At 63.8% G+C, this 24,346-nt stretch carries 20 protein-coding genes; 11 read left to right on the top strand and 9 right to left on the bottom strand.

Annotation, left to right across the window (positions count from 1 at the left end; all coding sequences use genetic code 11):
• Nucleotides 1-338: 338 nt before the first annotated feature.
• Together ACJJV2_RS11595 and ACJJV2_RS11590 are read right to left on the bottom strand one after the other, a co-directional pair.
• On the bottom strand, nucleotides 339-932 hold the full coding sequence (locus ACJJV2_RS11595) for an OmpW family outer membrane protein (protein WP_348472597.1): 594 nt from the start codon (nucleotides 930-932) through the stop codon (nucleotides 339-341).
• A 361-nt stretch (nucleotides 933-1,293) separates the two neighbouring features.
• Entirely contained in the window at nucleotides 1,294-2,157 is an 864-nt protein-coding gene (locus tag ACJJV2_RS11590) for a lipopolysaccharide kinase InaA family protein (protein ID WP_405280996.1), read from the bottom strand.
• Between the two features lie 586 nt (nucleotides 2,158-2,743).
• Here ACJJV2_RS11590 and ACJJV2_RS11585 point away from each other — a divergent pair.
• The 10 genes from ACJJV2_RS11585 (at nucleotide 2,744) to ACJJV2_RS11540 (ending at nucleotide 13,136) form a co-directional block, all read left to right on the top strand.
• Entirely contained in the window at nucleotides 2,744-4,360 is a 1,617-nt protein-coding gene (locus tag ACJJV2_RS11585; protein WP_284727080.1) for a cytochrome ubiquinol oxidase subunit I, read from the top strand.
• Nucleotides 4,361-4,366: 6 nt separating this feature from the next.
• Nucleotides 4,367-5,500 (top strand): cytochrome d ubiquinol oxidase subunit II, encoded by a 1,134-nt coding sequence (gene cydB, locus ACJJV2_RS11580; protein ID WP_405280992.1) that lies wholly within the window; start codon nucleotides 4,367-4,369, stop codon nucleotides 5,498-5,500.
• 119 nt (nucleotides 5,501-5,619) lie between these two features.
• A complete protein-coding gene (cydX, locus tag ACJJV2_RS11575) occupies nucleotides 5,620-5,721 on the top strand; it encodes a cytochrome bd-I oxidase subunit CydX (protein WP_024951692.1) in 102 nt (33 codons plus the stop codon).
• Between the two features lie 59 nt (nucleotides 5,722-5,780).
• Nucleotides 5,781-6,086, top strand: a complete 306-nt coding sequence (locus ACJJV2_RS11570) for a cyd operon YbgE family protein (protein WP_131431628.1) — start codon at nucleotides 5,781-5,783, stop codon at nucleotides 6,084-6,086.
• A 554-nt stretch (nucleotides 6,087-6,640) separates the two neighbouring features.
• Nucleotides 6,641-7,783, top strand: coding sequence for a glycosyltransferase family 2 protein (locus tag ACJJV2_RS11565; RefSeq protein ID WP_249330445.1), 1,143 nt, complete (start codon nucleotides 6,641-6,643; stop codon nucleotides 7,781-7,783).
• On the top strand, nucleotides 7,773-8,207 hold the full coding sequence (locus ACJJV2_RS11560) for a GtrA family protein (protein WP_303570186.1): 435 nt from the start codon (nucleotides 7,773-7,775) through the stop codon (nucleotides 8,205-8,207). Before ACJJV2_RS11565 ends, ACJJV2_RS11560 begins: the two co-directional genes overlap by 11 nt.
• Nucleotides 8,204-9,403: a hypothetical protein gene (locus tag ACJJV2_RS11555; RefSeq protein ID WP_405280986.1), complete on the top strand. Its 1,200-nt coding sequence runs from the start codon at nucleotides 8,204-8,206 to the stop codon at nucleotides 9,401-9,403. Before ACJJV2_RS11560 ends, ACJJV2_RS11555 begins: the two co-directional genes overlap by 4 nt.
• Nucleotides 9,378-10,073: a hypothetical protein gene (locus ACJJV2_RS11550; RefSeq protein ID WP_405280983.1), complete on the top strand. Its 696-nt coding sequence runs from the start codon at nucleotides 9,378-9,380 to the stop codon at nucleotides 10,071-10,073. Before ACJJV2_RS11555 ends, ACJJV2_RS11550 begins: the two co-directional genes overlap by 26 nt.
• 207 nt (nucleotides 10,074-10,280) lie before the next feature.
• On the top strand, nucleotides 10,281-11,120 hold the full coding sequence (locus ACJJV2_RS11545) for a mechanosensitive ion channel family protein (RefSeq protein WP_248379138.1): 840 nt from the start codon (nucleotides 10,281-10,283) through the stop codon (nucleotides 11,118-11,120).
• Nucleotides 11,121-11,264: 144 nt separating this feature from the next.
• Entirely contained in the window at nucleotides 11,265-13,136 is a 1,872-nt protein-coding gene (locus tag ACJJV2_RS11540) for a glucosyltransferase domain-containing protein (RefSeq protein ID WP_405280979.1), read from the top strand.
• 143 nt (nucleotides 13,137-13,279) lie between these two features.
• Here ACJJV2_RS11540 and putP read toward each other — a convergent pair whose 3' ends face one another.
• From putP to ACJJV2_RS11520, 4 genes are all read right to left on the bottom strand, one after another.
• Entirely contained in the window at nucleotides 13,280-14,761 is a 1,482-nt protein-coding gene (gene putP, locus ACJJV2_RS11535) for a sodium/proline symporter PutP (RefSeq protein ID WP_107335200.1), read from the bottom strand.
• 467 nt (nucleotides 14,762-15,228) lie between these two features.
• Nucleotides 15,229-18,408: a bifunctional proline dehydrogenase/L-glutamate gamma-semialdehyde dehydrogenase PutA gene (gene putA, locus ACJJV2_RS11530; protein ID WP_405282214.1), complete on the bottom strand. Its 3,180-nt coding sequence runs from the start codon at nucleotides 18,406-18,408 to the stop codon at nucleotides 15,229-15,231.
• A gap of 679 nt (nucleotides 18,409-19,087) precedes the next feature.
• On the bottom strand, nucleotides 19,088-19,846 hold the full coding sequence (locus ACJJV2_RS11525; RefSeq protein WP_054556785.1) for an AraC family transcriptional regulator: 759 nt from the start codon (nucleotides 19,844-19,846) through the stop codon (nucleotides 19,088-19,090).
• Nucleotides 19,846-20,211, bottom strand: a complete 366-nt coding sequence (locus tag ACJJV2_RS11520) for a hypothetical protein (RefSeq protein ID WP_043335450.1) — start codon at nucleotides 20,209-20,211, stop codon at nucleotides 19,846-19,848. Before ACJJV2_RS11520 ends, ACJJV2_RS11525 begins: the two co-directional genes overlap by 1 nt.
• 200 nt (nucleotides 20,212-20,411) lie before the next feature.
• Here ACJJV2_RS11520 and ACJJV2_RS11515 point away from each other — a divergent pair, with 200 nt between their 5' ends.
• Nucleotides 20,412-21,077, top strand: coding sequence for a helix-turn-helix domain-containing protein (locus tag ACJJV2_RS11515; RefSeq protein WP_107335199.1), 666 nt, complete (start codon nucleotides 20,412-20,414; stop codon nucleotides 21,075-21,077).
• Nucleotides 21,078-21,232: 155 nt separating this feature from the next.
• Here ACJJV2_RS11515 and ACJJV2_RS11510 read toward each other — a convergent pair whose 3' ends face one another.
• Genes ACJJV2_RS11510 through ACJJV2_RS11500 form a run of 3 tightly spaced genes read right to left on the bottom strand, consistent with a single transcriptional unit; the run spans nucleotide 21,233 to nucleotide 24,164 of the window.
• Nucleotides 21,233-22,753 carry a tripartite tricarboxylate transporter permease gene (locus ACJJV2_RS11510; RefSeq protein ID WP_043335451.1) on the bottom strand — a complete coding sequence of 507 codons (1,521 nt, stop codon included), beginning with the start codon at nucleotides 22,751-22,753 and terminating at the stop codon, nucleotides 21,233-21,235.
• Nucleotides 22,753-23,190, bottom strand: a complete 438-nt coding sequence (locus tag ACJJV2_RS11505; protein ID WP_043335453.1) for a tripartite tricarboxylate transporter TctB family protein — start codon at nucleotides 23,188-23,190, stop codon at nucleotides 22,753-22,755. The genes ACJJV2_RS11510 and ACJJV2_RS11505 overlap by 1 nt, the downstream gene beginning before the upstream one ends.
• The gene (locus ACJJV2_RS11500) at nucleotides 23,190-24,164 is read right to left on the bottom strand and encodes a tripartite tricarboxylate transporter substrate binding protein (RefSeq protein ID WP_225996384.1); all 975 of its coding nucleotides are present in this window, start codon (nucleotides 24,162-24,164) and stop codon (nucleotides 23,190-23,192) included. The genes ACJJV2_RS11505 and ACJJV2_RS11500 overlap by 1 nt, the downstream gene beginning before the upstream one ends.
• Nucleotides 24,165-24,346 lie beyond the last annotated feature (182 nt).

Here is a 24,346-nt window from a genome sequence, read left to right as displayed (position 1 = left end):
CTCCTGAAGGATGGCGGGAAACAATGCCCCCATTCTAGGTAGCCGAATTTCGAGAAATTTGATCTGGGGCAAGAGTTTACGGGCGTTCTTGCTTGGTCAGGGACGTGGTTGATCCAGGTCAATTTCTGCGCCGCGCCGGCGAAGATCGGCCATGTAGCCGTTGGCTGCCCACAACGAAAACGCCGCAGACCCGAAGGTCTGCGGCGTTTGTGTGTGATGCCCATCTGGCGCCTGGACGGCTCGGCGTTGCCGAGCTCCATCACTGACGTTTTCATGACGCGGCATCACACGGCTTGCCAGGTACTCGCTGGAGGCATGTTCACGCCTCGTGCAAGGACTTAGAAGCGGTAGGTGACACCGGCACCGACAGTGACCGGGTCCAGCTCGGTGTCGTTCACGTCCTGACCGGCGATCTTGGTATCGGCCTTGACGTCGGCGTAACGAGCGAAGCCGTTGACGGCCCAGGCTTCGGTGATCTTGAGGTCCACACCCAGCTCGGCAGCGGCGCCGTAGCTGTCATCGATGTCCATGCTCTGGCCACCGGCAGACTCACCGGAGAAGTGGGTGTAGTTCAGGCCGACACCAGCGTACGGCTGGACGCGGGCTTCAGTACCGCCCAGCGGGTAGTACTGCAGCATCAGGTTGATCGGCATCTGATCGAAACCACCGGCGCTGTTTTTCCAGTCAGTGCTGAATTCTTCAGTGGACTGCAGGGCGATGGCCAGGTTGTCGTGGAACATGTAGCCCACTGAACCGGCGAAGCCAGACTCGTCCTTGGCGATCAGACCGTTGCCGTTGTTGCTCTTGCCGTCTACCTTGGCAACGCCACCGCGCAGGAAGGTATCACCCTTGCCATATGCCATGGCGGATTGTGCGCCCATAGCCATGGTGCCGGCGATAACAGTAGCGGTCAGGATCTTGATAGCTTTCATGTGTAATTCTCCTTGAAGCTTGGCTTCGTAAGCTGCCTGTCAGCAGTGCCTCGCTACCCTACGGCTTGGGCCGTGTGCTCTGCGTGGCTGCGTCGATCAGGGGACGCTGCAAACTATAAAAAACAGCGTTCTGTTTGGCAAGCATTTTTTTAGAACGTTGTTTGAAAACTTATTAGGCGTCCTGTTAGCGGATGTTATCGATTATTTCAGGGAAGTTTAATGTCTCATGAGTGAGACTTGCAATGACGCATTTGAGCGACACCCCCATTCATCCTCGCGCAAGGTGACCAAGACCTTGGTCGCATACCGTGCGCGAGGTTAGTGTTTACTACGCCAAAGGCCGTCACCGGCCTCTGCAGGCTCAGCGACGCTTGCGTGCGGCGCGTGCTTCCAGCTCTTTCAGCCACTGACTGACCTCGGCGCTCTGCGCATCCGCATCGCGATAGACGGCAAGAAATTGTCGCCATTCATCGTGCTGCCAGCCCTTCAGGCGGCGCCACAGCACGTAGAGATCGCGCAGGCACTCGTGGCGGCGCAGCACGAAGCGGCGCGTCTTCTCGAGGTCGATGATGACGGCGTCCATCTGCCAGGTGCTGTCCGGCGACTCACTCGGCGGGCGACTCAGGAAGAGGTGCTTGGGGAACAGGCAGCCATGCATCAGGCCAGCCTGATGAATCTCGCGAACGAGGCGGGCGCTGGCGGTGATCACCTGAGAGCGCATGCCCGCGTCGAGCTCTGACCAGCGTTCATGCCAGTGATCCAGATCATCGCGCCCGGCGAGATCGAAGGTGATCAGGATGGCGCGCCATTCCCGGCCTGCGCGCCGCTCGCCGTACCAGCCGGCGTCCACTGCCGGTATTCCCAGCGCGTGATAGTGACGGATGGCACGCCATTCGCGAGAGAAGGTCGGCTCGCCCAGCGGGCGTGCCAGGCTGCGGCCCAGGTGGTTGGTCTGGCGTTTGAGATAGAGGCGATGGCTGTTGCCGTCCTTATCCTCGAGCGTCAGCAGCGAAACCGTCGAGACGCCGCCGCGTTCACGATTCGGCGCGTCGACGTCGTGGGCTGCCACTTGCCACAGGGCATCGAAGCTATTGAGGTCGTGCTGCTCCAGCAGGCGGGCGAGGCCGGCTTCGCAGTAATCGCCGTGGCCGCGCGGCGCCGTGGCGCTGGGGCTGGTGGTGGCGGTGTGACCAGCAGAGGGATGAATGGGGGAGCGATGCGTCATGTCAGGTAGGAATCACGGTCTCGGGTGATAGGCGGTAAGCGTTCACTGGCAATCCTTGTCGGTGAGCGCTGCGGTGACTGGCCATGATAGTTAGCCTGCTGGGGAAGTGACAGGCCTGCGGCACAAAACTCTCCTTCCCAGCGCGTCAATGGCGCGGGACCGTGATGGCTTGCTGCGCGGCGCCTGGCGGCGCTTGGGTGTGCCAGTCGGTCGCAGCGTGGTGCAACGTCGCAGTGTGGTCGATGGTCGCAGCGCGCGCAGGGGTGCGCAGAGTCAGCGTTGAGATGGCGCCAGGCCAGCGAGGCCCGTCGCTCCAGCATTCATGCGGCTTGCAGCGGAGTTGTCCAGTGACAACAGGCACTTGGCGGAGGTGGCGGGTGCGACATTCGCCCGGTGAGTGCGACAACCTGACATCTGGAGGCTGGCGCGGGAGGGTAGACAATGCCGACCAAGGTCTTGGTGCCACGGTGCCATTGCCTGTGTGCTTGCCGGCGAGAGTCGGCCTGATGCGTCCGCCCGACGTCGGTGGCAAGCGCATGCAGGGACGGCAGCCTGACCGTCCGCCTTATCGCAAAGGGGTTAAGACATGATCTCCGATACCGTCGTGGAGCTGTCGCGGTTCCAGTTCGGCATGACCGCGCTCTACCACTTCCTGTTCGTACCATTGACCATCGGCATGGCCTTCCTGCTTGCCATCATGGAATCCCTGTATGTCATGACCGGCAAGCAGGTCTACCAGGACATGACCAGGTTCTGGGGCAAGCTGTTCGGCATCAACTTCGCCCTCGGCGTGGCCACTGGCCTGACGATGGAATTCCAGTTCGGCACCAACTGGGCCTACTACTCGCATTACGTCGGCGACATCTTCGGTGCGCCGCTGGCCATCGAAGGTCTGGTGGCCTTCTTCCTCGAGTCCACCTTCGTCGGCCTGTTCTTCTTCGGCTGGGACCGCCTGACCAAGCGTCAGCACCTGATGGTGACCTGGCTTGTGGCCTTCGGCTCCAACTTCTCGGCGCTGTGGATCCTGATCGCCAACGGCTGGATGCAGAATCCGGTCGGTGCGGCCTTCAATTTCGAGACCATGCGCATGGAGCTGACCAGCTTCGCGGATGTCATCTTCAACCCGGTCGCCCAGGCCAAGTTCGTGCATACCGTGTCGGCAGGCTATGTGACCGGCGCCATGTTCGTGCTCGGCATCAGCGCCTTCTACCTGCTCAAGGGGCGTGATCTGGGCTTTGCCAAGCGCAGCTTCGCCATCGCCGCCGCCTTCGGTCTGTTCTCGGTGGCATCGGTGATCGTGCTGGGCGATGAGTCCGGCTACGAGGTCGGGGATGTCCAGAAGGCCAAGATGGCCGCCATCGAGGCGATGTGGGAAACCGAGCCGGCACCGGCGTCCTTCACGCTGATCGGACTGCCCAACGAGGAGACCCAGCACACCGATTACGGCATCCATATTCCCTATGTGATGGGCCTGATCGGCACGCGCTCGCTGGATACCGAGATCCCCGGCATAAAGGAGCTGACCGAGGAGCACCGCGGACGCATCCTCAATGGCATGCAGGCCTATGACCTGCTCCAGCAGCTGCGTGATGGCCAGGACGACATCGCGACCCGCAAGGCCTTCGATGCGGTCAAGGATGATCTCGGTTACGGCATGCTGCTCAAGCGCTACGTCGAGACTCCGTCAGATGCCACGCCGGAGATGATCGACAAGGCCGCCGCCGACTCGATTCCGCCGGTCGCGCCGATGTTCTTCTCGTTCCGCATCATGGTCGCCTGCGGCATGGCGATGCTGGTGATCTTCATCGCGGCGGTGTGGATGACCGCCAAGCAGCGCTTCGACGTGCGTCCCTTCCTGTGGATCTGCCTGCTGTCCATCCCGCTGCCGTTCATCGCCGTGGAAACCGGCTGGTTCGTGGCCGAATTCGGGCGTCAGCCGTGGGCGGTGGGGGAGATCCTGCCGACCTTCATGGCGGCCTCGAGTCTGGATGAGTCCGACCTGTGGTGGTCCATCGGTGGCTTCCTGGCCTTCTACAGCCTGTTCTTCGTCATCGAGATGTGGCTGATGTTCCATTTCGCGCGCAAGGGGCCGTCTTCCCTGCACACCGGTCGCTATCACTTCGAGCGCGGCGGCATCCACCATGGCGCCATGTCCGAAGATGACGGCATGTCACTCAATCCTTCACTGTCATTCAAGGAGTAATGGATCATGTGGGATTACGAGATCCTCAAGCTGTTCTGGTGGGTGGCGGTAGGGCTGCTGCTGATCGGCTTCGTCATCACCGATGGCATGGACATGGGCGCGGCGATGCTGATGCCGCTGGTCAGCCGCAATGACAGCGAGCGCCGCGTGGTGATCAATACCCTGGCCCCGCACTGGGATGGCAATCAGGTATGGCTAGTCACCGCCATCGGCGCGGTGTTCGCGGTGTGGCCGGTGGTCTACGGCGCCGTGTTCTCCAGCTTCTATTTCGCGATGCTGACCATCCTGTTCTCGCTGTTCTTCCGCCCGCTGGGCTTTGACTATCGCTCCAAGCTCGAGAACACCCAGTGGCGTGGCTGGTGGGACCGCGGCATCGTCGCCGGCAGCCTGATTCCCACCGCCTTCTTCGGGCTGATCTTCGGCAACCTGCTGCAGGGCGTGCCGCTGGAAGTCGATCAGTTCATGCGTGCCAGCTACGCCGGCAGCTACCTGGGCCTGTTCAACCCCTTCGCGCTGCTGTGCGCTGCGCTGTCGGTGGTGATGGTGATGCTGCATGGCGGTACCTGGCTGGTGGCGCGTGCCGATGAGGCCGTCGCCGCCCGCAGCGCGCGTCTGGTGCAGCCGCTGGGCCTTTTGACGCTGGGGCTGTTCGCGCTGGGCGGCCTGTGGGTGTGGCTGTCCGGCATGGGCTACAGCATCGATCAGATGGGCGATACTGCCTCGGCCCTGAAGCTGCTCGACAAGCAGGTCGGGCCGGGCAGCTGGCTGGATGTCTACGCACGTGAGCCGTTGACGCTGCTGGCACCGCTCAGCGCGGTGGTCGGTGTGCTGGCCGCGATGGTGCTGTCGGCTCGGTGCAAGGGCGGCGCGGCCTTCACGGCAAGCTCCGTCGGGGTAGGGGGGGTGGTCGCCACCGCGGGCATCAGCATGTTCCCGTTCATCGTGCCGTCCTCGCGCATGAGCGAGGCCAGTCTGACGCTGTGGGATTCCGTTTCCAGCGAGCTGACGCTCTCCATCGTCACCGTGGCGGGTCTGGTGATGGTGCCGACCATCATCCTCTACACCACCTGGTGCTACGTGAAGATGTGGCGTCGTGTCACCGTTGCGCATATCGAGCAGGACAGTCACAGCCTGTATTGAGGTGCGCTGGGCTGATCTGACCTGAGTTGACCTGACTTGAATTGAGTTGAGCCTAGCTGAGCCAATTGCTTCCATTTGCCAAACAGGCGAGGGCACTGCCCTCGCCAGGAGACGACATCATGTGGTATTTCGCCTGGATTCTCGGTGTGTTGCTGGCCTGCTTCGCGGGCATCATCAATGCATTGTGGCTTGAGCAGACCCACACCTTTGACGATGATTGAGTGAGGCGGCCCCCAACGTTACTTCTGCGCCGCTGACCGTTCCGATCAAGGAGAGCTCGATGTCACGACCCTGGTACGCCTCACGACCACCGGCCTGGTGCCGAACTCGACCTGCCCATCTGGCCTCGCTGCTGCTGTCTGCCATGGTGGCCATCTGGATGCTGCTGGGGCCGGATGCGATTGCCTCGATGCAGACAGGGCCGCGCTATCTGATGTTGCTGGTCGCGCTGTGGGGGCTGGGAGCCGGCTTCACGCATGGCGTCGGCCTGGTGCCGCGCCATGCGACCCGCGCCTGGCTGCTGGGGGCGCCGCTGAGCTGGTGTCTTCTGCTCATCACGCTGGTGGTCCTCGCGTCCAGCCAGTAACGCGATTGCGCAGGCTTTATTCATTACATCAACAAACACGGCCGCTCCCTGGAGCGGCCGTGTTTGTTTAGGGCTAAAGGCATGGCTCAAGGGCATGGCTTGCGAGCCCTTGAGTGATTCAGGCTTTACTTGTTGAGGCCGCAGGCTCTATAACGCAGCGAGGTGGCGTCGCGCTCATTGACCCGCGCAGGCCGCTCTCACAGACCGCTCTCACCGACCACTCTTGCAAGCCCTCGCCGGCCCCGCAGGCCATCGTAAACCCTCGCTGGCTCTTGCAGGCCATTGCCGATGTCTGGCGCTGTGCGGGGCTTTTCACGGATTCTTGCAGCTGGCAGACCGGTTCGTGCTGGCCGCCATCCGCATTGACGCTGCGTTGTATTCGTCGCCCTCGGCCCCAAGAGGTAATGGAGCGGAGGGAGGAGAGGCGCCGATCGAGAGCGGGAGAGTGTCTGGTAAGCCGCTGGTGCAGCACCTGTGTCCTCTTCACTCTCACCTTGTCAGATGATGATGCCCTGGCGTGCATGAATGACGGGGCTCTCGATGGAGGAAATACCATGCGGTCCTCAGCTGATGCATCCTGCGGCCAGACGTCTGGCCGGCAGTCCTCGTCCTCGTCGGGGCACATTCCCCGCGACATGTCGCGCCGCCTTTCCGGTGACTGGGTCTTGTCATTGGTGGTACCGGTGATGAACGAGGAGGAGACCATCGGTCTCTTTCTGGAGGCCATCGAGAAGACCCTGGGCTCGCAGGTGCCGCATCTTGAAGTGCTGTTCGTCGATGACGGCTCAACCGACGGCACCCTGGCATGTCTGGAGGCCGCGGCGGCCGGCGATGCCCGCGTGCGCTACCTGAGTCTGACACGCAACTTCGGCAAGGAAGCGGCCATGTCCGCCGGCATCGAGCAGGCGCGTGGCGATGCCGTCGTGCCGATGGATGTCGATCTGCAGGACCCGCCGGAGGTGATCCTCGAGTTCATCAGCCAATGGCAGGCCGGCTACGACATGGTCTATGGCGTACGCGCCGCGCGTCATGAAGACACCGCCACCAAGCGCAAGACGGCAGGCTGGTTCTACCGCGTCTTCAACCGCCTGACCTTCACCGAGATACCGCGCGATGCGGGCGACTTCCGCCTGCTGGACCGCCGCGTCGTCGAGGCGCTGCGGCGCCTGCCCGAGCGCAATCGCTTCATGAAGGGCCTGTTCTCGTGGCCCGGCTATCGCTCGGTGGGCGTCACCTACCAGCGCCCGTCGCGCACGGCCGGCACCACCAAGTTCAACTACTGGAAGCTGTGGAACTTCGCCCTCGATGGCGTGGTGAGCTTCTCGACCTGGCCGCTGCGGGTCTGGACCTATATCGGCAGTGTCGTCGCCGCTCTGTCCTTCCTCTATATCCTGGTGATCATCAGCAAGACGGTGCTGTTCGGCGCCGATGCGCCGGGCTATGCCTCACTGATGGTCGCGATCCTGTTCTTCGGCGGCATGCAGCTGATCTCGATCGGTGTGCTGGGTGAATACCTCGGTCGCCTGTTCATGGAAACCAAGCAGCGTCCGCTTTACCTGATCGACCATGACAGCCTGCACGACAGCCCGCCGGGCAGCGTGTCACCGGACAGGGGCCTCGACAGCGGCCTGAGCACTGCGCGAGTCGTGCGCGGCGCGTCACGCGATGCGGCGCGAGGTGAATCACTTGAGCGCTGATCGTGAGGGCGTCAGCGAGTCCGACAGGCCAGTCACTGCGCGCGCCAGGGAGGAGGCGGGCACCGCGACCCGCTTCGGGCTGGTCGGGCTGGCCGCGACGGGCGTGCACCTGGGCGTCGCCGCCTTGCTGCTGTTCCTGTGGCCGCAGCTCAATGAGTTCATCGCCAATATCATTGCCTTCTGCATCGCCTTTCAGGTCTCGCTGGTCGGCCATCGCCGGCTGACCTTCAAGCGCCAGGGCAGTGCCTGGCGCTTCGGACTGGTCGCGGCGGGCGGCTTCGCGCTCAACAATGGCCTGTTGGCACTGCTGATGCAGGGGCTCGATCTGTCGGGCTTCGTCGCCATCGCGATCGCCACGCTCTCGGTGCCGATCGTGACCTATCTGGCCTCACGGCTGTGGGCCTTCAAGGAAGACCATGCATGAATGACAGCGTCACCGCAGGGCCGCGCTCGACGCTGGGGGAGCGCTTCAAGACATTGGCAGCCGAGACGCCGCCCCCTGCCGAGGCACTCGCGCGGGCGCAGGCCGTAAGCATTCCCTGGGGGCACATCCTGCTGGCGCTGCTGGTGACGCGCGCCGTCTGGCTCGCCATCGCGCTGTGGGGCGATCACAGCTATCTGCACGCCATGGCGCAGTTCGACGGCAGCTGGTTCAAGGGCATCATGACGCGCGGCTACGATGTCGAGGCGCGCGGCATGAGCGATGGCGACGCCGCCAACTGGGCGTTTTTCCCGCTCTATCCGGCGCTGCTGTGGCTGGTGACACTGGGCGGTCAGCTGGACCCCGAACTGATGGGCGTGCTCCTGAGCAATGCCTTGCTGGCCGTGGCGCTGGGGCTGGGCTGTCGCTATCTGGCCATCACGCGTCCCGGCGCGCCGTTGCTGCTGTTCGTGTGGCTGGCGGCCAGCATGCCGTACAGCTTCTATTTCAGCGCGCTCTATTCCGAGTCACTGTTCTGGCTGCTGTGTCTGGCGTCATTGATCGACTGGCGCTGTCAGCGCACCGGCCGCGTGATGCTCTGGACGCTGCTGTTGTCGATGACCCGCGCCACCGGGGTGTTCTGGGTCATCGCGATGGGAATCGAGCTTGTGGCGCGGCTGCGCCTGCGCGCCTGCGCCGAGCTGTGGCGGCGGCCCGATTGGCTGCTGATCGGCGTGGTGGGACCCTTGGGGCTGTTTCTGTTCATGGCGCTGCTCTATCACCGGACGGGCGACGCGCTGGCCTTCAGTCATGTGCAGATTTCCTGGGGCCGTGAGATGGGCAACCCCCTCGCCAACCTCATTGAAGGGCTGAGCTATTGGCAGAGCGCGCCGGAAACGCTGCGCCCGGCGTGGCAGGCGAGCATGGCGCTGGTCGGTGTCGGCCTGATCGGCTGGCTGGGCCTGCAGCGGCGCTGGCTGGAGATGGGGCTGGCGGGCTTCACGCTGTTCGTACCGCTGGCGACCGGGCTGGACGCCATTCCGCGCTACATGATCGGCATGCCGGTGTTCGTGCTGGCCCTGCATGACCTGCTCACTCGTCTGCCACGCACGCTGGCCTGGGGCCTGGTCATGCTGGGCGCGCTCGCTAATCTCTGGCTGGTGGAGAACTGGTATGACACCGTCTTCTGGCTCGTCTGATGCCCTGTATGGCGCGCCACGGCCACGGCGCAGCCAGCGGGTCTGGTGGCTGCTGGCCACCGTGGTGGTGCTGGCCTTCGAACTCACCCTGCTGTGGCTGGCGCGCACGCCCAGGGTCGATGAGCACTATCGGCGTTACTTCATCGAGCATGCCACCACCTGCTACCGGCCGATGGGCGAGGTGCCGGTACTGACGCCCGGTGAGCGCTACCCCGTCCGCAAGGGCGAGCCGCTGGGCAATTGCGCCGTGCTGTGGGCCGGTTTCTACTCGCCCCAGCCAGACGTGCCGGTCAGTGCGCGGCTGGCGGAGGTCACCTTGCGCCTGCGGGTCGCGCCCGAGGTCTCGCCGGCAGGCTCGCAGGCCGTGGTCGTGGCGCTTGAGCTGTCACGCTTCCCGGATTCGGCCACCGCGCTGCCGGTGGAAGTCATGATCGGGGAGCAGACCGTCACGCGCTGGCCGGTGGGCGGCCGTTATGAGCGCTTCGAAGTCGAGGTGCCCGCCGCGCTGATCGCGAGCGACGGCAGCTTCAGCCTGACTCTCAAGGGGCCGCCGCCCATCGCGCCGCGTGACGCGGGCCTGGATGCCAACAAGTTTCCCGTGGGCCTGCGCCTGGACGCACTGACGCTGCGCTCACCGCTGGGACTGACGCCCGCTCGAGCGCAGCCCTGAATGGATGAATGGCCTGTCAGGGCACGCGGCCCCGGGCGCAAGAGCACTGACGTGACGCCAATAGTCAGGTAAATTGTGCGCGCGTGAATACCCAATGATCCGTTCGGCCGAGTGTCAGTGCGTCCCCGGCGCGCGCCTCGTGCCCTATAACGATAAAGCACCCGGTGGTCTGCTGACTGCCACGCAAGGGATGCTCAAGGAGTTGTCGTGGAATTTTTGAATGCCATTCCCATGGATACCAGTCAGCTGTTCGAGATAGGGCTGCAATGGGGCGGAACCCTGCTGTCGGCGCTGGCCGTGCTGGTCTTCGGCATGTGGGTCGCCAAGCGCCTGACTCAGTGGGCGACCTCGCTGCTGCACCGCAAGAGCATGGACGAGGCGGCGGCCGGTTTCGTCGGCCAGATCGCCTACGCCATCCTGGTGGTCATGGTGCTGCTGACCGCTCTGGATCAGCTCGGTGTCGATACCACCTCCATGATCGCCGCGCTGGGTGCGGCGGGTCTGGCGATCGGTCTGGCGCTGCAGAGCTCGCTGTCCAATCTGGCCTCCGGCTTCCTGCTGGTCACGCTGCGTCCGTTCAAGAAGGGCGATTACGTCGAAGCCGCCGGCACCTCCGGTAGCGTCGATCAGATCACCATGCTGCAGACCCGCCTGGTGACGCCGGACAACCGCAAGGTCACCGTGCCGAACTCCAGCGTCATGTCCAACACCATCACCAACTACTCGGCGCTGCCGACGCGGCGTCTGGATCTGGTCGTCGGTGTCAGCTATGACGACGACATCCGTCAGGTCAAGGCGGTGCTCGAGGAGCTGGTCGCCGGTGACGAGCGCATCATGAAGGAGCCGTCCCACCTGATCGCCGTGTCAGAGCTGGCCGACAGCTCGGTCAACTTCAACTTCCGCATGTGGTGTCAGGCCTCCGATTACTGGGCGCTGAAGTGGGACATGACCGAACGCATCAAGCTGACCTTCGATGAGCGCGGCATCAGCATTCCCTATCCGCAGCGCGATGTGCACTTCCATCAGGCCAGCACGCCGGCCGAGTAACTTCCACATCACGTAGGCAGGTCGACAACGCCACCCTCGGGTGGCGTTTTTGATGGGCTTTCGTCGGGGCATTCCATCGCGCCCCGAGTCAGGTACTCTCGACGTCATCCGTCCTGGGTATCGTTCTGATCGGGAGTCCAGTGCATGACAAGGTCGCAGCCGTTGTCCCAAGCGTGTGATACCGCTGATGCCAGACGGCGTCAGGCATGGCGCATTCTGCTTGCCAGTCTTGTAGTGATCGGCCTCGGGCTTGTGCCATTGATCGCCACGCGCGCGCTATATCTGGATGACATGAGCCGTGCGCTGGATGGCTATTTCGGCTGGATGCTCAATGCACGCCCGGCCGCCGAGGGCATCATGCGTCTGCTGGGCTTTGGCGATGTGCTGGTTAATGTCGCGCCCTTGCCACAGCTGGCGGCCTGGGGGCTGGCGGCGGGCATGGCGCTGGCCTGGTGGCGATGGCTGCCGGGGCTCTCGCTGGCGGGCTGCGTAGTGGGCAATGCGCTGATCTGGCTGACGCCCTTCACCCTGCAGAATTTCAGTTACGCCTTCGACAGCCTGCCGATGAGCGTGGCGCTGGCCAGTGCAATACTGGCCAGCCTCGTGTTGCGTGCTGGCGGGAAAAGCAGGGCAGAGAAAGAGCAATGTGGGGATAGCAGCGCAAGGCGAGGCCTGTGGCAGGCCTGGCAGCCACCGCTGAGTGCCTTGCTGCTGTTGTTGCTGGCGCTGTGCAGCTATCAACCGGCCCTGAATGCCTTTCTGGTGCTGAGCCTGCTCGAAGCCATGTTCGCGGGCGCTGCCAGCACATCACTGTGGTCGCGCTGGCGGATGCTGTTGCAGCGTGGGGCGCTGGCCGCCGTCGCCTTGCTGTTCTATCTGCCCATCACGCGGTTGCTGGTGGCGGGGGAGTACAGTCAGCAGCATGGCCAGATGCTGCCCTTCGCCGACCCTCAGGCATTGCTGGCGGGACTCGAGCACAACCTGAGCGTGGCGCTGGGCGCGCTGCGTGAGGGGCTGGGACAGGTCACGTTGCTGATCAGTCTGGCGCTGCTGGCTGGGGTGGCGCTGTTGCGACTCCTGCCTCACGGCGCGCTTGTGCGACAGGAAGCCGCCACTGGCGGGCCCGAGGGCAGGTCTCGCTCGGCGCGCCAGCTATCGCTGCAGCGCATGAGCTGGGCCCTGTGGGCGCTACTGCTGGTTCCTGCCCTGTGGGGGCCGATGCTGTTGCTGGCCGAGCCGGTATTTCATTCGCGCACCCTGATCGCCTGGGGGCCGCTGCTGGGCGGTGCCCTGATGCTGGCACTGAGTGTGAGAGTGAGAGAGGGCACGAGCGCGGAGGCAGGCGCAACGCAGAGCATGACAGAAACGGCCAACACGCAGCGCAAGACACCTGTCTGGCGGCGTCTGATGCAGTGCCCTTTGAAGCAGTGTCTGTTGATCGTCGCCTGCCTGTTGCTGGTGCGCCATGGGGTGATCTTCGCCGCCTGGAGCAATGCGCTGGCCGCCCAGCAGACCCATGAGACACAGCTGGCGCGCACTCTGGTGGCTCAGGCGCGGGAACAGGGCCTGCCGCTGGACTCGCCCCGCGACGCCGAGCGCTACCAGCCGCGCGATGCCTTGCCGGTACTGGTGCTGGGCGAGGCGCCAGTGGCGCCACTGGCGCGGGTCGCTCGCCAGCAGGTGGCGGCCGTAGGCCAGAATCTGGTTGCCGCCTTCACGCCTGACAACTACTGGGCCGTGGTGCGGCTGCGCCTGGCGGGCGCCAGCGCGGTGACCTTGCTGCGCGATGAGGCGCTCAAGGCACGCCTGCAAGCGCGGTCGCCCTGTGCGCCGGGCGATGCTGCCAGTCAGGCCTCCGATCAGCCCACCAGCCAGCCTAACGGTCAGTCCTCAGCCCCTTCATCAGTTCAGTCGCAAGTGCAGTCTCAAGTTCTGTCGCAAGTGCCGTCGCCAGGGCTGTCACTGCAAGAGGGAGTCTGGGTGATCGACTTCCGCAAGCCTCGCCAATGTGATTAGGCCATATGAGAGAGCCATGACAGCCAGAGTCAGTGAGGACAAGTTGCCATGAACGACAACGCCGCCCCGAGGGGCGGCGTTGTCGTATTGCCGATGTGAGCGGCAATAGGTACAGGCTCCAACAGTGTCTTGTCACACCTCGATCAGGCGTGGTTCTCGACCTTGTCGAATTCCGTGGTGATCTCATCAGCCGGTGCTGCGCTCATGATGCTGACCACGTAGATGGCGATGTAGGCGAAGATGACGCCCGGCACGATCTCGTAGAGATCGAAGATGCCACCGGAAAGCTGCTTCCAGACCACCACGGTCACGCCACCGACGATGATGCCGGCCAGGGCGCCGAAGCGGTTCATGCGACGCCAGTACAGCGACATGATCAGAGCCGGACCGAAGGCGGCACCGAAGCCGGCCCAGGCGTAGGACACCAGACCCAGCACGCTGGAGTTCGGGTCAAGCGCCAGGATCCAGGCGATGATGGCGATACCGACCACCGCGAAGCGACCGACCCACACCAGCTCGGACTGGGTCGCATCCTTCTTGAACAGCGCCTTGTAGAAGTCATCGGCCAGGGCAGAGGACGACACCAGCAGCTGGGAGTCAGCGGTGGACATCACGGCAGCTAGGATGGCGGCCAGCAGCACGCCGGCAACCGCCGGGTGGAAGATGAAGTTCACCATGACCATGAAGATCTTCTCGCTGTCGGCCAGGTCCTTCGGCACGTAGACGAGACCCAGCAGGCCGATGCAGATGGCCGCGAACAGACCCAGCGCAGACCATACGACGGCGATGGTACGGGCCGCGCCGATGTCCTTCTCGCTGCGGATGGCCGCGAAACGCGCCAGGATATGCGGCTGACCGAAGTAGCCCAGGCCCCACGCCAGTGAGGAGACGATGCCGACCAGCGTCAGCGCTTCGCCGGTGGAGGCGTCACGGAACCATTCCAGCAGCAGCGGGTTCTCGGCAGTGATGCGCGAGGTCGCTTCTGCCACGCCACCCATGTCGGTGAGTGCCACGATGGGCACCACGATCAGGGCAACAGCCATCATCAGACCCTGGATGAGGTCAGTCCACGACACGGCGAGGAAGCCGCCGAAGAAGGTGTAGGACACGATGGCGATGGTACCGACGGTCACGGCGATGGTGTAGTCGAGGCCGAAGACGGTCTCGAACAGCTTGCCACCTGCCACCAGACCGGAGCTGGTGTAGAAGAGGAAGAACAGCAGGATGAAGACGGCCGAGATGACGCGCAACATCTTGGAGTTGTCGCGGAAGCGCTTCTCGAAGTAATCCGGCAGGGTCAGCGAGTCGCTGGCGACGAAGCTGTAGATACGCAGGCGCTTGGCGACGATCAGCCAGTTGAGCCAGGTACCGGCCAGCAGACCGATGCCGATCCAGGCAGCGGACAGGCCACTGAGGTAGGCAGCGCCGGGCAGGCCCAGCAGCAGCCAGCCGGACATGTCAGACGCACCGGCGGAAATGGCGGATGTCCAGGGGCCCAATGAGCGGCCACCCAGGATGTAATCCGACATGTTGGAGGTGCGCTTGTAGGCCAGCAGGCCAATGCCGAGCATCACCGCCAGATAGATAGCGAACGTGATGAGTATGGTGGGGCTGTTATCGACCATCGTGGAGTAAATCCTTTGCATTTATTGTTGTCGGACGGCGAGCGTCGTGATGATTCACTGCCAGTGACGGTTCCTGTCAGACCGTCGCCGGGAGTCCTGCGTCATGCATCGAACGTCCTTCGAGGGCCTTGTCGCGGTGGCTCTCGCAAGTTCCTGCCAATCTTGTACGTTCAGACTAGCGCATAAACGAATCTTCTGACGTTCGTCCGTCCCCGCATATTGCCGTCGAGTCAAAAGGGGAAACGGCAACGGACACCGCAGGGCACGAGCATGAGGGGCCAGTCGCTGGCGATTCATGTCCGTGGGCGTCCCTGTCGGTGTCCGGGGCAGATGACGGCCTGGCGTGCTGCCGTCATCCACTGGGCATCGTCCTGATGCCCTGTCACCTGGCTACCTCATGCACGTCCAGCATGCAGTCTTCCGCCAGGCATGACCTCTGCTGCTGCCGCGAGAGCAGGCAGCGTCGGTCATTCGTCGCCCATGGCGAGAAGAGACGCGTTGCCGCCGAGAGCCGTGGTGTTGACGGTACGGGTCTTCTCGGTAGCGAAGCGGTGCAGGTAGTGCGGGCCGCCGGCTTTCGGGCCAGTACCAGAGAAGCCCTGACCACCAAACGGCTGTACACCTACCACAGCACCGATGATATTCCTGTTGACGTAGACATTACCAACACGAATTTTCTGTGCAACGGCATTAGCAAAACTTTCGTTTCGCGAATGCACACCGAAGGTCAGGCCGTAGCCGAGGCCATTGATGGTATCGATGACCTTGTCCACTTCGCCGCCTTTCCAGGTCGCGATGTGCAGGACCGGACCGAACTGCTCGCTTTCCAGGCTATCGATGCCGTCGATGCGCAGGGCGACCGGCGCGACGAAGGTGCCGTGCTCGGTGATGGTCTTGTCGACGGCGGCTTCGGCGATCACGCGGCCCTGGCTGCGATATTCCTCGATGTGCTTGAGCAGACCGGCACGCGCTTCCTCGTCGATGACCGGGCCGACGTCGGTGCCCAGGTCACGCGGGTCGCCGATCTTCAGCTCGTCCATCGCGCCCTTGAGCAGGCCGATGACGCGCTCGGCGACGTCTTCCTGCACGTAGAGCACACGCAGGGCGGAACAGCGCTGACCGGCACTCTGGAAGGCGGACTGCACCACGTCATTGACGACCTGCTCCGGCAGGGCGGTGGAGTCGACGATCATGGCGTTGAGGCCACCGGTCTCGGCGATCAGCGTCGGCAGCGGAGCGTTCTCACGCGCGGCCAGCGAGCGGTTGATGATCTGTGCGGTCTGGGTGGAGCCGGTGAAGCACACGCCAGTGATGCGCGGGTCGCTGGACAGCACGCTACCCACGGTCGGGCCATCGCCCGGCAGCAGCTGGACGACATCGTGCGGCATGCCGGCTTCGCGCAGCAGCTCGACCACGCGGTGAGCGACCAGCGAGGTCTGCTCGGCGGGCTTGGCGACCACGGTGTTGCCGGTGACGGCGGCGGCGACCATCTGGCCGCAGAAGATCGCGACCGGGAAGTTCCACGGGCTGATGCAGGCGAAGACGCCCTTGCCACCGAGCATGATCTGGTTGTGCTCGCCGGTCGGGCCCTGCAGCTCGGTCGGCTCGGCGAAGTCGGCACGCGCACGGTTGGCGTAGTAGCGGCAGAAGTCGACCGCTTCACGGATCTCGGCGATGCCGTCGGTCAGCAGCTTGCCACCCTCGCGGGAGCACAGGGTCATCAGCTCGGCGGTGTGGGTTTCCATCAGGTCACCGAAGCGCTCGAGAATCGCGGCGCGTTCCTCGACCGGCGTCTGCTCCCAGCGCGGGAAGGCAGCCCAGGCGGCGTCGATGGCCTTGGAAGCTTCCTCGGCGCTGGTCCACTGCACGTGGCCCAGGGTGTCACGACGATCGAACGGGCAGGTGACGGCCTGACGACGCTCGGCATTGACCTCGACATCGAAGGCCAGCTGCGGACGCACGTCGTAGGTGGTGTCCATGTGCGTGGCCATCTCGTCGATCAGCGGCTGGTACTGGCTATTGATGTTCAGATTGATGCCCCGTGAATTCAGGCGGTCTGCGCCATAGATGTTCGGCGGCAGCGCAATGCGTGGGTTGTGGTAGGTCTTGTACTGATTGAGCGTGACCACCGGGTGGGTGCACAGGCTCTCGACCGGCACGCGCGGGTCGACCAGCCGGTGAACGAACGAGGAGTTGGCCCCGTTCTCCAGCAGACGACGCACCAGGTACGGGAGCAGGTCCTTGTGCGCGCCGACCGGCGCATAGATACGGCACCAGGTTCCCTTGGGGGCGCGCTTGAGCGCGGCTTCATACAGGGCTTCGCCCATGCCGTGCAGACGCTGGAATTCGAACTGACGCGTCTCGCCGGCGTTGGCCACATCCAGAATGGTGCTGATGGTGTGGGCATTGTGGGTGGCGAACTGCGGGTAGATGCGTCCGCGAGTGTTCTCGGACAGCAGGAAGCGCACGCAGACCAGGTAGCTGACGTCGGTGGAGGCCTTGCGGGTGAACACCGGATAGCCTTCGACACCCAGCTCCTGGGATTCCTTGATCTCGCTGTCCCAGTAGGCGCCCTTGACCAGACGCAGCGGGATCTCGTCGCCTTGCAGGTCGGCGATGCGGTTCAGGTACTGCAGGGTCGGCAGGGCACGCGTCGAGTAGGCCTGCACGACGAGGCCGAACTTGCCCCAGCCACGGCAGGTGTCGCTCTCGTAGACGGCGCGGAACACTTCCAGCGAGATCTCGAGACGATCGACTTCCTCGGCATCGATGGTGATGGCGACGTTCAGCTCGCGGGCGATGCCGGCCAGTTCACGCACGCTTGCCACCAGCTCTTCCAGCACCTGCTCACGACGGCCGAATTCATAGCGCGGATGCAGAGCGGACAGCTTGATGGAGACGGACGGTGACGGGGTGCCTTCCTTCAGCTTGCGAGAGGTTTCGCCGACGGTGCGGATGGCACGCGCGTAGTCGTCGAAGTAGCCCTTGGCGTCGTCGCGGGTACAGGCCGCTTCGCCCAGCATGTCGTAGGAATAGGTGTAGCCCTTGTCGAACAGCGGCTGGGAGCGCTTGAGCGCTTCCTTGATGTCGCGGCCCAGCACGAACTGCTTGCCCATCACCTTCATCGCCTGGTACATGGCGCGGCGGATGACCGGCTCGCCGAGACGATTGACCATGCGGTTGATGAAGGTGGCCGGCTTGCCGTCACCCTTGGGCAGATCCATCTTGATGACGTTGCCGGTCATCAGAAGGCCCCAGGTGGAGGCGTTGACGAACCAGGACTCGCTCTGGCCCAGGTGGGACTTCCAGTCGGCCACACCGAGCTTGTCCTCAATCAGCGCATCGGCGGTTTCCTTGTCCGGAATGCGCAGCAGCGCCTCGGCCAGGCACATCAGCAGCACGCCTTCCTGGGTGTCGAGGCTGTACTGCTGCAGCAGCTCGTCGATGGAATCGACGGCGGTGTCCATGGTGCGGATCTCGCGTACCAGCTCGGCCGTCTTGTCACCGATGCGCTTGGCATCTTTGTCTTCGGCGTTCAGCAGCCCGACCAGCTCGCTGACATAGGCGCTTTCATCGACCAGGTAGTGGTCGCTGACGCGCGCGAACAGCGCCTCCGGAGACTGCTGCCAGGTGCTGGCGGCCAGCATCTGGTCGCTGTGCAGGATGTTGTCCTTGAGCACATTGCCCTTGAGCACCCCTTGCTTGTCGTTTGTCGAGGACTGCGGGGACGTGGCTGTGGACGTGGCCGAGGCGATCGCGGCATTCACTGCACTGGACTGATCGGAGGGAGTGGAGGTGGTCATGGTGCGAACCCCTTGCTGCTGGGCGTCGAAGCGCCGAATGGGATTGCCGAGTCACAGCGCCGGGAGTGATGCAGAACGCATCAGAAAGCGCGACAGCGGCACGTCTGGATGTATGACTGAGAATGTAGGGTGGCGCAGGGGGGCGGGTCTTTCCAATTTCTCGGCTGCGCATGTCAAATTCACGGGCATGTCAGAAAAGTGACACGCTTCTCCGACCTTTGTCGAAGGCTGTGCCGCGAAATGACGCGATCTTGTTATACCAAGGTGGTAGAGGCTTGAAGGTGAACCGGCTTGCAGCTGACGGTGGGAGCGTCGTTGAACGGCGTGCGTCTCCCAAGCGATGTGCTTCCAGAGAGGGATGAATTGAGGAAGGACTGGCTTGAGAGAGGGGCGAATCAAGGAGGGCGTGCTAGAGAGAGCGAATTGAAGAGGGGCATTCTAGAGAGAGGGCGAATTCAAGAGCGGCGTGCCAGACACACGGGCGGATCTGACACGCACGCCTCACCGGCTCCTGCCAACTCGATCAGGACTTGCGCAGTGCCGAAGGCGGGAAACCGAGATGCTTGCGGAAGGCGTGGGACAGGGCGCTCTGGTTGGCAAAGCCGCAGCGATCCGCGATCTGGGACAGGGAAAGCTCGCTGGTGCCCAGTAGCTGGCGTGCCTCTTCCAGCCGACGGCGCAGCAGATACTGATAGGGCGAGAGGCCGGTCAGGACGCGGAAGCGCTCGCTGAAATGCTGCTCGGAGAGATGCGACTGGCGGGCAAGATCCGCCACGCTGAGGCGCTGGCCGAGATTGGCGTCGATGAAGCGGTTGAGCGCGACCAGATCCAGCTGACGGCCACTGGTGCTCAGCGCGCTCATTGGCTCTTCGATGCGCGTGTTCAGGCAGGCGAGGAAGGTGGCGGCGAGCAGGTCGCCCGGCGCCTGCTGGTAGTCGTTGACTTCCGCGAGCATGAATTCCAGATAGCCACGCAGGCGGGTGTCCAGCGTGAAGAAGCGTGGGCGCTCGAAGAGACGCTTGAGCTCGCGATGATGGCCGGTCAGATAGGGCGCATCATCGGGCAGGTCGAGAATCAGCTGGCGATTCTCGCCGATGCCCGCGTAGTAGTGGACATGATCGGCCGGCACGATGCAGCCGGTCAGCGGGCGAATCTCGCCGCCCTGGCCCTCGATCTCGAACTCGGCCAGGCCATCGAGGCCGATCACCAGCTGGTGGTAGCTGTGATCGTGGTGCTCGCGCAGGTTGGAGAGCGGGATCAGGCGCATCTCGCTGGCGGCCATCAGGCGCGAGTCTCCGCGACACCGGTGCGGGCACGCAGATGGCCCAGCAGCACGTTGAGCTCTTCACGACCGGCGCGCGAGAACAGCGCACCGCCCTGGGCCAGCTGCCACGGCCTGGCATGGTTGTCGAAGATGCCCTGGCAGCGGCGCCGCAGACTCTCCAGATACTCATCATGGCGAATCGGGTAGCCGATCACGCTGTGCCACTCGTTCTCGTTGATCTCGCCGCTGATCGCCTGGTCCAGCACGCGGGCGATATCGCTGTAGTCGGTACGAAAGCGCGGCGTACGCGACATCATCAGCATGGCCACGGTGCCGACGGTGACGATCAGGCAGACCACGAAGGTGATGATGAAGATGGACATGAGCGAACCTTGTGCGGACGTAACCGGAAATAGTGTCGTAGCTCACCATTCTACCACGCTGCACGGCCAGTATCGTCAGTGCGACAGGCGCGTCATGTTCTGTCTGTCAGAACGTTATGGCATGATTCAAGTCCATTGAGACGGCATGGCGCACGTTGCCTGTCAGCCTCGTTATTCACCTGCCGTGGGAGTCCCGCCGCATGGCCAATCAACGTGTGGAAGCGGTCGAGCGTGCCTTGACGCTGCTGGAAGCCTTTACCCCCGCGACCCCTCGCCTGACGCTCAACGAGCTGGCGCAGGCCAGTGGTTTCTACAAGAGCACGATTCTGCGGCTGATGGGCTCGCTTGAGCATTTCGGCTATGTGGCGCGTGACAGCCACGGCATCTACTCCATCGGCGCGGCGCTGGGGCGTTTTGCCCAGCTGGCACCGGCGCTGCCGGCCCGCGAGGCTCAGCTGCGCGGCTGGTTGGCGGCGCTGAATGCCGCCAGTGGCGAGACGGCCAGCCTGATGCTGGTCGAGCATGGCCCGCTGGCCGAGGCGCGCCCGGTAGCGGGCGTGACACGCCCGCGTCAGGCGATGTGCCAGTACGCGCATGTCAGCCAGTGGCCGTTGCGCCATCAGCTGGAGGAGGGCGAGCTGGTCGATGAGGCGCTGTCCGCCTTGCTGCAGCAGTGTGTCGACAGTGGCGAGATCGAGACCGGTGAAGCCGCCGGCCTGTCGGTGGCGGCGTTGGCGGTCAGCGTCGCCCAGCATCACGACGAGGGGCTGGCACCGGCGGAAGTCATCGTGCTCAGTGGCCCGACGGCGCGCCTGACGCCTGCCCAGGCCCACCGCCTGCTCGCCCAGTGGCAGCAGGGCGACTGATGCGCGCTCACCAGTGACGGGAGTCTTGAAGTGCTGAAATGACGACGCCCCCGCCGGTAAGACCGGCGGGGGCGTCGTCATTTCAGAGCGCTGTCATTCAGGGCGTTGTCGTTCAGGGCGTGTCACCTCATGAGAGGCGCGGACCCTGGCCAGGATCAGGCGTCGGTGGCGGCCTTGGCGGCGCTCATGCGGCGACGCAGGATGGGGCCGACGATCACCGGCAGCAGCAGACCGGCGATGGCGATGCACCACAGGGTCACGGCCAAGGGGCTACCGATCAGGATGGTCCAGTCGCCGTCAGACAGCTGCATGGCGTGACGCAGGTTCTTCTCCATCTCCGGCCCCAGCAGCATGCCGAGAATGACCGGCACCAGCGGGATATCCAGCTTGCGCAGGAAGTAGCCAGCGACCCCGAAGGCGACCATGAAGTACAGGTCGAAGGTCGAGTGGCTGATGGAGTAGATGCCCACGAAGGCGACCATGGTCACCACCGGCAGCAGGTACTTGGGCGGCACGGACAGCAGCTTGACGAAGATGCCGACCATCGGGATGTTCATCAGCAGCAGGATGACGTTACCGATCAGCAGCGCCGCGATCACGCCCCACACGATGTCGCCGTGCTGGGTGAACATCAGCGGCCCCGGGGTGATGTTGAGCGAGATCAGCATCGCCAGCAGCACCGCGGTGGTGCCGGAACCCGGCACGCCCAGCGTCAGCATCGGCACCAGGGCGCCAGAGGCGGCACCGTTGTTGCCGGCTTCCGGGGCGGCCACGCCGCGCGGATCACCTTCACCGAAGTTGCCTTTCTTGCCGAGGATCTTCTTCTCCAGCGTGTAGCTGATGAAGCTGCCCAGCGACGCACCGGCACCCGGCAACACGCCGGAAATGAAGCCCAGCACGCCGCCGCGGAAGGAGGTCGGCAGGATGGCGACGATGTCCTTCAGCTTCAGGGTCATCTTGTTCATGGCGATCATCGGCTTGCCTTCACCGGCGTGCTGTTCGATGAAGAACAGCAGCTCCGAGATGGCGAACAGACCGACGATGGCGATGATGAAGTCGATGCCCTCGAACAGCTCCAGCACGTCGAAGGTATAGCGCTGGGTGCCGGTGGAGCCATCGATGCCGACGGTGGCGATCATCAGGCCGATGGCGGCGGCCATCAGCGTCTTGACCGGATTCTTGCCGGTGATGCCGCCCAGGGTGGCGAAGGCCAGCACGAACAGGGCGAAGTATTCCGCCGGGCCGAAGGTCAGCGCGAAGCTGGCCAGCCACGGCGCCATCACGATCAGGCCGATGGTGGCGATCAGGCTGCCGATGAAGGAGGCGATCGCCGAGATGGCCATCGCTTCGGCGGCCTTGCCTTTCTGGGCCATCGGATAGCCATCGAGACAGGTCATCATCGCCGGCTCATCGCCCGGGATGTTGAGCAGGATCGAGGAGATGCGTCCGCCGTACATGGCACCGGCGTAGACCGAGGTCAGCAGGATCAGCGAGGTTTCCGGGCTCAGGCCCAGGGTGAAGGCCAGCGGAATCAGGATGGCCACACCATTGGCCGGGCCCAGGCCCGGCAGTGCGCCGATCAGGGTGCCCAGGAAGGCCCCCAGCACGGCGAACATCAGATTCTCTGGCTGCAGGGCGATGCCGAAGCCCTGCATCAAGAAGCCAAGACTTTCCATTACGCCACCTCCAGGATGCCCAGCGGCAGTGGTAGCTCAAGCACGAAGTTGAACAGGGCGAAGACGACGATGCCGCCGAGCAGGCCTGTCACGTAAGCGCGAACCGGCTTGGAGCCCATGCGCCAGCACAGGGTGCCGACCGCAGCGGTGGTCGTGACGATGAAGCCCAGCGGCTCAAGCAGTGCGGTGTACAGGCACAGGATGACGATGGCCAGCACCATCTCGGCGCCGGTGCGGCTCCACGGCCATTGCTGGTCCGGATCGGGGCGCACGATCAGATACAGGCTGCTCAGCGCCAGCACGATCGAGAGCACCGTGGGGAAGGTTTCGGGCCCGATGGACTCGGCCCCGCCGAAGGGTTCCGGGAACTGCTGGGCACCCCAGCCGTACGCGACGGCCAGGGTGAGCATCAGCAGACCAAAGATGCGGTCATTCATCAGCGAATCAGCCCAATGTCCTTGGAAAGGGTCTGGATGTCCTTGATCTGTGCCTTCACGAAGGCATCAAACTCGGCACCCGATTTGTGGAACGGCATCAGGCCGCTCTTGGTCATCACGTCTTTCCATTCTTCGCTTTCATAGACGCTGTCCAGCGTGGTGGTCCAGTACTGCTCGGCATCGTCGCTGACACCGGCCGGGATGTAGAAGCCGCGCCAGTTGGGGGCGACGGCATCGATGCCCTGTTCACGAGCGGTCGGCACCTCAGCCAGCTTGCCCGGCAGGCGCTCTTCGGAGAGCACGGCCAGCACTTTCAGGTCGCCGGATTCCATGAAGCCCTGAATCTCGGAGATATCACCGGTGAAGGCCTGCACGTGGCCGCCGACGACCTGGGTGATGGCTTCGCCGCCGTTGTTGTAGGACAGGTAGGAGACCTTTGGCAGGTTCTCGACATCGGCTGCCTGGGCGGCGATCAGCACCTTGAGGTGATCCCAGCCACCTGCGGCACTGCCACCGGCGAACTTGACGGATTTCGGGTCTTTCTTCAGCGCGTCCATCACCTCGCTCAGGGTGTTGTACGGCGAATCCTTGGAGACGGCGATGGCGCCGTAGTCCGCGCCCAGTGCGCCGATCCACTCGACCTGGTCCTGATTCATGCCCGGGAACTGGCCCTGGGCCAGACGGGTGGTGGTCGCGGTGGAGGCGGCCACCAGCAGCTGCTCGTCACCGGCACGCTTGGAGACGGTGTGCGCGAAGGCGACGCCGCCACCGGCACCGGCCATGTTGATGGTCTGCACGTTGCCCGGCACGAAATCGAGCTCAGACAGGATCTTGCCGACGCTGCGGCAGGTGAAGTCCCAGCCGCCGCCCGGATCAGCCGGCGCGATGCAGTCAACCTTGCCTTTCGGTTCGAAGGCGAAGGCCTGGGCGGACATGGCGGTGACCACCGCGGCTGTCAGGAGTTTGAGTGTCATATGACGTGTCATGGCGACCTCTGGTGTTATTGGATTGTGGTAGCGGCACATGTCGTGAGTCAGGTGCTGGCAGCGGCTGAGCGAGAGACTCGCCCTGCGGCCGCGAACCTGACAGCAACCTTACAATTCTGTAAGGCGGAACTTTATTCTGTATGGTGAAATTAGACTGCCGCCCAATGGCT

Origin of the sequence: Cobetia sp. Ld8 (genome assembly GCF_045066615.1) — a bacterium.
Lineage (GTDB): Bacteria > Pseudomonadota > Gammaproteobacteria > Pseudomonadales > Halomonadaceae > Cobetia > Cobetia amphilecti.
Note: the sequence above shows the minus strand (reverse complement) of the source record. Positions and strands in the feature narration are given on the sequence as shown.

Excerpts from the sequence above, each read along its gene's own strand:
- ACJJV2_RS11595 (WP_348472597.1), bottom strand. The coding sequence starts at position 932 with ATGAAAGCTATCAAGATCCTGACCGCTACTGTTATCGCCGGCACCATG.
- ACJJV2_RS11590 (WP_405280996.1), bottom strand. The coding sequence starts at position 2,157 with ATGACGCATCGCTCCCCCATTCATCCCTCTGCTGGTCACACCGCCACC.
- ACJJV2_RS11585 (WP_284727080.1), top strand. The coding sequence starts at position 2,744 with ATGATCTCCGATACCGTCGTGGAGCTGTCGCGGTTCCAGTTCGGCATG.
- cydB (WP_405280992.1), top strand. The coding sequence starts at position 4,367 with ATGTGGGATTACGAGATCCTCAAGCTGTTCTGGTGGGTGGCGGTAGGG.
- cydX (WP_024951692.1), top strand. The coding sequence starts at position 5,620 with ATGTGGTATTTCGCCTGGATTCTCGGTGTGTTGCTGGCCTGCTTCGCG.
- ACJJV2_RS11570 (WP_131431628.1), top strand. The coding sequence starts at position 5,781 with ATGTCACGACCCTGGTACGCCTCACGACCACCGGCCTGGTGCCGAACT.
- ACJJV2_RS11565 (WP_249330445.1), top strand. The coding sequence starts at position 6,641 with ATGCGGTCCTCAGCTGATGCATCCTGCGGCCAGACGTCTGGCCGGCAG.
- ACJJV2_RS11555 (WP_405280986.1), top strand. The coding sequence starts at position 8,204 with ATGAATGACAGCGTCACCGCAGGGCCGCGCTCGACGCTGGGGGAGCGC.
- ACJJV2_RS11550 (WP_405280983.1), top strand. The coding sequence starts at position 9,378 with ATGACACCGTCTTCTGGCTCGTCTGATGCCCTGTATGGCGCGCCACGG.
- ACJJV2_RS11540 (WP_405280979.1), top strand. The coding sequence starts at position 11,265 with ATGACAAGGTCGCAGCCGTTGTCCCAAGCGTGTGATACCGCTGATGCC.
- putP (WP_107335200.1), bottom strand. The coding sequence starts at position 14,761 with ATGGTCGATAACAGCCCCACCATACTCATCACGTTCGCTATCTATCTG.
- putA (WP_405282214.1), bottom strand. The coding sequence starts at position 18,408 with ATGCTGGCCGCCAGCACCTGGCAGCAGTCTCCGGAGGCGCTGTTCGCG.
- ACJJV2_RS11525 (WP_054556785.1), bottom strand. The coding sequence starts at position 19,846 with ATGGCCGCCAGCGAGATGCGCCTGATCCCGCTCTCCAACCTGCGCGAG.
- ACJJV2_RS11520 (WP_043335450.1), bottom strand. The coding sequence starts at position 20,211 with ATGTCCATCTTCATCATCACCTTCGTGGTCTGCCTGATCGTCACCGTC.
- ACJJV2_RS11515 (WP_107335199.1), top strand. The coding sequence starts at position 20,412 with ATGGCCAATCAACGTGTGGAAGCGGTCGAGCGTGCCTTGACGCTGCTG.
- ACJJV2_RS11510 (WP_043335451.1), bottom strand. The coding sequence starts at position 22,753 with ATGGAAAGTCTTGGCTTCTTGATGCAGGGCTTCGGCATCGCCCTGCAG.
- ACJJV2_RS11505 (WP_043335453.1), bottom strand. The coding sequence starts at position 23,190 with ATGAATGACCGCATCTTTGGTCTGCTGATGCTCACCCTGGCCGTCGCG.
- ACJJV2_RS11500 (WP_225996384.1), bottom strand. The coding sequence starts at position 24,164 with ATGACACTCAAACTCCTGACAGCCGCGGTGGTCACCGCCATGTCCGCC.